Consider the following 6168-nt stretch of genomic DNA (forward strand, 5'->3'; position numbering starts at 1 on the left):
AAGTGAAAGCGACAAATTACACTGAGCCTGAACAATTTTATTGTCAGGCTAGCGTCTTTAGGCGCAGTTTGGCAACAGGGGGTTATACCCCCAGAGCAAACCACCCGTTGGACGGGTGGTTATGATTGTTTCAAGCGATCCCTTCTCTAACATGTATCGCGGATCTTAAATCCTTCTTCTGCTTTGCCGGGAACAGCCTTGGCGTCAGGCTACCACAAATAGGCCATGGCTTCTTTTCGAATCAAGTTTGTATCGATATTGCAAATCTCCGAATCGATGCCGTACTGCCAAATCCAGCCGTTGGACTGCTGGGGAACCTCAGGAGCATAATCCGGAGCAGACTTCTGTGTCGTTACGCCGACCTGCGGCTGATAAGCCCAGAGGATGGTAATTTCCCCGATTTTCGGATTTGCGTTTACTGCACCGTTATATGCTGACAGTATGGGGCTTCCTTGTGAGAAATCGCCATATATCCCAGGCTCATAAGGTGAAGGGGAGATGGCTTCGACCCAGCCGCGGATAAAATCCGCATCGACCGGATAGTCGGGTTCGATATCGGCGAACAGGGCGATCCCTTCCGGAACTCCTAGCTTTTGTGCGTTTTCAATGGCTTCCCGTGCTTCATCTTTTCCGTTTCTGTATCCTCTTGCATCATTGAAGTGATTATGAATGAGCAGTATTTTGATGTCTTTCCCATGGAGGAGCTGGACTTCCTCCGCAGTCATGCCATGCGATACGCCATCCTTCGTACCTAGATATCTTCCCGCGACGGCAGGTTTCCCGAAGCTTTGCTCCACACAGCGATAAAATGACGAGTCTATGATGCTTGCAGTATCGATTCCCCAATACAGTGAGGGCTCATTCGGCGCAGGCTGCGGTTCTGGCTCACTGCTGTTTCGGCTGCAGCTGATTAGAATAATCGCACATCCCAACAAACAAATCCATGAGACGTAAAGACGACGTTTCCAATTCTTCATAGATGCCTCCTTTGAACAAGTCTTGTAATCAAGCTATTCAACATGTTCAAAAGAGGTGAAAGCAGGAAAGCGTCGCATGAATATCAAAGGACTTCGTAAAATGATAAAATGTGCTTACAGCTCGAGTACAGCGCGCTGAACTTGTTTTCGGTACTGGGAAGGCGTGCACCCGACAAACTGTTTGAACACAGTGATGAAATAGCTGAGGTTGTCAAAGCCGACATCCATGGCAATTTCTACGATTTTTTTATCACTGTTTTCGAGCAGCCTTGCAGCCTTCTGTGTCCGGTAATGATTCATATATTCGACCGGGCTTTTCTTCATCATCTGTTTGAAGAAGCGGCAGAAGTGCCCCTCGCTCATATTGACTTGTTCGGCAAGGTCCTTCAACCGGAGCGGTTCATCGAAGTGCTGGTGCACGTAATCGATGACGGATTTAATCCGCTCCAGCTTGTAGCTGTCTGCCGCGTAATTTTTTCGGGGCGGGGCAGACGGCGCCTGGGAAAACAGCTGTGCCATCATGAGCAGCAGTCTGGCTTTCGTTGAAAATTCGTAGGCTGGACTTTCCGCACTGTTGTCCGCAATAATTTGCTTCAGCAGCTGGAGCACCTCGAGCTCCCAAGGCTGCTCATTCGAGATGAGCGTAGGCGGAAACACCTGTTTTTTTAAGAGAGGATCAACGTATTTTTTCTGCATGACGTCATAACTGCTGCTGCCCAGCAGTTCGGGATGAAAGACGACCGCTGTAAAGCTGCATGACGCGTCCTCGATGGGAAAGCCGGCATGGAGCTCGCCGCTGTTAATGAATACGGCCTGCCCCGCGTGCAGCTCGTAGTGAGCCATGTCGATTTGGAAGAGCGCCTTGCCTTCCGTCACCAGCAAAAATTCCATCTCATCGTGCCAATGAGGATCCAAGATCATGGGGCCTTCGATCTCGGTGATGGGATATACGCTGACGGGATACATCGGATCGCCGTGCACCCGGTTTTCTTTGAGCATTTCGCGGTTCATTGATTTTCCTCCTTTCTGACAGAAATCTAAGATCAATCGTTTAAGATCCGAGCAGGTGGTCGACACTAATCTATGGAAATCTCTGAGCGGTGGGAATCAGCTTCCGGGCATTCATTGAAAGCTATAGATGCATTTTCAAGAAAATGATCAAAATATTGATATTAGTTATCAAAATATCATGAGAATTGGATTCTAAATATCAATATTATTATATTAGAAACAAAGGAGGTAGTATATATGAAGTTTACTGACGGATATTGGATGGTCCGAGAAGGATATAGTGTGCAAAATCCGGTAGAAATCCGTGATTTGCAAAAAACCGATGATTCGCTTACAGCATATTCTGCTACGAAAAAAGTACTCTCTCGCGGGGACACCCTCAACGCGACTTTGCTTACAGCCAAATACAGCTCTCCGATGGAGAACGTCATTCGCGTGCAGCTTTTTCACCATGCTGGAAAAGTGAAGAAAGGCCCTGAGTTTGAACTGTACAACGACAACCATTTAAAGGTTCAAACGAAGGAGAATGATGAAGAAGCCGTACTGACGAGCGGCAAGCTAAGCGTAAAAATTCGCAAAAATGAAGGCTGGAACGTCAGCTTCTTATATGACGGACGCAGACTGACCGGAAGCGGCTACAAAGGACCGGCGTACATTCAAGATCCGAACAAGCAGTCTTATTTCCGCGAGCAGCTCGAATTAGGCATCGGAGAGTACGTTTACGGCTTAGGCGAACGCTTCACTCCATTTGTAAAGAACGGTCAAGTTGTTGATATTTGGAATGAAGACGGAGGTACGAGCTCCGAGCAAGCGTACAAGAACGTGCCTTTCTACCTATCCAACTTCGGATACGGTGTATTCGTGAACCATCCGGAAAAGGTTTCTTACGAGATCGCTTCCGAAACGGTTTCCAAGGTGCAGTTCAGCGTAGAAGGTGAATACCTCGAATATTACATTATCGGCGGTGCCAATCCGAAAGAAGTGCTTGAAAACTACACGACATTGACAGGCAAGCCTGCGCTTCCTCCGGCATGGTCCTTCGGACTTTGGCTGACGACTTCTTTTACAACCAGCTATGATGAAGATACCGTAAATCATTTCATCGACGGCATGGCTGATCGCAACATTCCGCTGCACGTATTCCACTTTGACTGCTTCTGGATGAAGGAGTATCAATGGTGTGATTTTGAGTGGGACAAAGATGTATTCCCTGATCCTGAAGGCATGCTGAAGCGCTTGAAGGATAAAGGCCTGAAAATCTGCGTATGGATCAACCCTTACATTGCCCAAAAATCTTACATGTTCCAAGAGGGCATGGAGAACGGCTACCTCGTGAAAACGAAGGAAGGCGACGTATGGCAGTGGGATATGTGGCAGGCTGGTATGGGTCTTGTAGACTTCACAAACCCTGACGCAGTGAAATGGTTCCAAGACAAGCTGGAGCGCCTAGTAGATACGGGTGTAGACTGCTTCAAGACAGACTTCGGTGAAAGAATTCCGACGGATGTCGTCTACTTCGACGGTTCCGATCCAGTGAAAATGCATAACTACTACACTCACCTGTACAATAAAGCGGTATTTGAATTGCTGGAAAGAAAGCTTGGCAAAAACGAAGCGATGCTGTTCGCGCGTTCCGCTACAGCCGGTGGTCAGCAGTTCCCGGTTCACTGGGGCGGCGATTGCTCCTCGAACTATGATTCAATGGCCGAAACGCTGCGCGGCGGTTTGTCTCTAGGCTTATCCGGCTTCGGATATTGGAGTCACGATATTAGCGGCTTCGAGCAAACCGCTCCGCCAGATGTGTATAAGAGATGGGTAGCCTTCGGCTTGCTTTCTTCACACAGCCGTCTGCACGGCAGCGATTCGTATCGCGTGCCTTGGTTGTTCGATGAGGAATCCGTTGATGTACTGCGCCATTTCACGAAGCTGAAGAGCACCATTATGCCGTATTTATTCAGCACGGCGGTAGAAGGCTCTTCGAAAGGTCTGCCAATGATGCGTGCAATGATGCTTGAATTTAATGAAGATCCAACCTGTGACTTCCTAGATCGTCAATACATGCTCGGAGATTCCTTGCTGGTGGCGCCGATCTTCAGTGAAGACGGCTTCGTTAAATACTATGTGCCGCAGGGCAAATGGACGCATTTCTTAACGGGTGAAACGGTTGAAGGCGGCTGGAAGAACGAGCAGTATGATTTCTTCAACCTTCCACTGCTTGCAAGACCAAACAGCATCATCGCTGTAGGAAGTAACGATCAGCGTCCGGATTACGATTATGCGGACGGCGTTACTCTGCATCTGTTCGAGCTGGAAAACGAAGCTTCCGCGAGAGTGTTCAGTACAGCTGCTGAGTTGGAGCTGGAAGTGACAGCGAAGCGCAATGGACAAACGATCGAGATTGCTTCCAGCGGTGCAGGCAAGCCTTGGAGCATCATTCTGAGAGGCATCCAAGAGGTAGCTTCTGTTGAAGGCGCGAAAGCGGAGAAGACAGAGCTGGGCGTTCGCCTCGTTGCTGAAGGAACAGCGCAAATTAAAGTTCAATTATAAACGTAAAAACTTATACGCTGCAGCACCTTCTGTGAAGCGAGTCTTCGCAGAGGGTGCTTTTGTATTTTTTATCATTGCCATAATTTTACCCGATTTTCATGCTTGCCTTTTGCTCGAAGACATCTTTCGGTATAATGGATCTATTGCGAAATACATACATTTTATAGATCGAGGTGGAAGAAATGACATACGATTTTAATCGTTTGCCAGATAGACGAAACACGAACTCTTACAAATGGGATCAATCCGAGAAGCTGTTTGGCAATCCAAATGTGCTTCCATTATGGGTAGCGGATATGGATTTTGACAGCCCGCCTGCGATAAAAGATGCGCTGATAAAGCGAGCTGCACAGGGGGTATATGGATACACGATTAAGCCGGACAGCTACGTGGACGCGATCGTTAACTGGTTCACAAGAAGACACGGCTGGGCATTGAAGCCGGAGTGGCTCTGTGACAGTCCTGGAATTGTGACTTCGCTCAGCTTGGCGGTTGATCTTTTCAGTGAGCCGGGAAGCAAAGTGATCCTGCAATCTCCAGTCTATTATCCGTTCTATGAGGTTATTAAGATGAACGGCCGCGAGGTGGCCAAAAATCCGCTTCTGCTCCAAAACGGACGATATGAGATGGACTTCGACCATCTGGAAAGCTTAATGAAAGACGGAGCGAAGCTGATGCTGCTTTGCAGTCCGCATAATCCCGGCGGCAGAGTATGGGAAAAGGATGTGCTGCAAAGACTTGGCGAGCTGTGCTTGAAATACGGTGTCATCATCGTATCGGATGAAATTCATTGCGATTTGACGTATGAAGGGCATCCACATACACCGATTGCTTCGCTGTCGGACGACATTGCACAAATTACACTGACCTGTCTTGCAGCAACCAAGACGTTCAATATCCCAGGGCTTCATTCTTCCTTTATGGCGATTCCGAATCCGCAGCTGAAGCGCAAATTCGAGCAGCGGATCAAGACGTTCAGTCTGCATATGATGAATTACTTCGTTCCTTATGCGATCGAGGCGGCGTACAACGAAAGCGAAGGATGGCTTGATGAGCTGCGCGTCTATTTGAAGGGCAATGTGGAATATGCGCTCAGCTATCTAGAAGAGCATTTGCCGGAAGTCGTACCGATGCGTCCGGAAGGAACCTACCTGCTGTGGGTCGATTGCAGGGGATTGGGCCGAGATATCGACGGTCTAAAGAAGCTGATGTACCAGGAAGCCGAGGTTGCTTTCAATGAAGGCTCGGTGTTCGGCACCGAAGGGGAAGGCTATCTGCGCATTAACCTCGCTTGTCCGCGTTCTGTACTGGAAGAAGGATTGCGGCGTTTTTGCGAAGCGGCGAAAAAATAATGAATTGAATGCTGGAGGAACCTCGTATCTGCGCGTTTAGCGTGGATATGAGGTTTTTTTTGTTTGATGCGATGTGTGGAATATGAAGTTTTGATTAAATTTAATACGTCATATTTAATTGTTTCGCATGAACTATTGTGTATTATATAAGGTTTATCACTAGCGTTGCATAAATATTTTCAGATAATTCAGATTATTAGTTTCCAGGTGAAGGAGCTAAAAAGTTAAATGCTAAGCAATAAGGTGCTCCTATCCATTTGGTAAATATATACAGTTAGACT

At 47.7% G+C, this 6168-nt stretch carries 4 protein-coding genes; 2 read left to right on the top strand and 2 right to left on the bottom strand.

The annotated features are described in order from the left end of the window. Nucleotides 1–209: 209 nt before the first annotated feature. On the bottom strand, nucleotides 210–977 hold the full coding sequence (locus tag ACFPXP_RS08675) for a glycoside hydrolase domain-containing protein (protein ID WP_379893829.1): 768 nt from the start codon (nucleotides 975–977) through the stop codon (nucleotides 210–212). 114 nt (nucleotides 978–1091) lie between these two features. After that, nucleotides 1092–1988, bottom strand: coding sequence for a helix-turn-helix transcriptional regulator (locus ACFPXP_RS08680; RefSeq protein ID WP_379893830.1), 897 nt, complete (start codon nucleotides 1986–1988; stop codon nucleotides 1092–1094). A gap of 237 nt (nucleotides 1989–2225) precedes the next feature. Between ACFPXP_RS08680 and yicI the strand changes: the two genes are divergently transcribed. Both yicI and ACFPXP_RS08690 read left to right on the top strand, forming a co-directional pair. After that, nucleotides 2226–4535 (top strand): alpha-xylosidase, encoded by a 2310-nt coding sequence (gene yicI / locus ACFPXP_RS08685; protein WP_379893831.1) that lies wholly within the window; start codon nucleotides 2226–2228, stop codon nucleotides 4533–4535. Between the two features lie 182 nt (nucleotides 4536–4717). Beyond that, nucleotides 4718–5887 carry a MalY/PatB family protein gene (locus tag ACFPXP_RS08690; RefSeq protein ID WP_379893832.1) on the top strand — a complete coding sequence of 390 codons (1170 nt, stop codon included), beginning with the start codon at nucleotides 4718–4720 and terminating at the stop codon, nucleotides 5885–5887. Nucleotides 5888–6168 lie beyond the last annotated feature (281 nt).

The sequence above is a fragment of the Marinicrinis lubricantis genome, assembly GCF_042658665.1.
Classification (GTDB): domain Bacteria; phylum Bacillota; class Bacilli; order Paenibacillales; family KCTC-33676; genus Marinicrinis; species Marinicrinis lubricantis.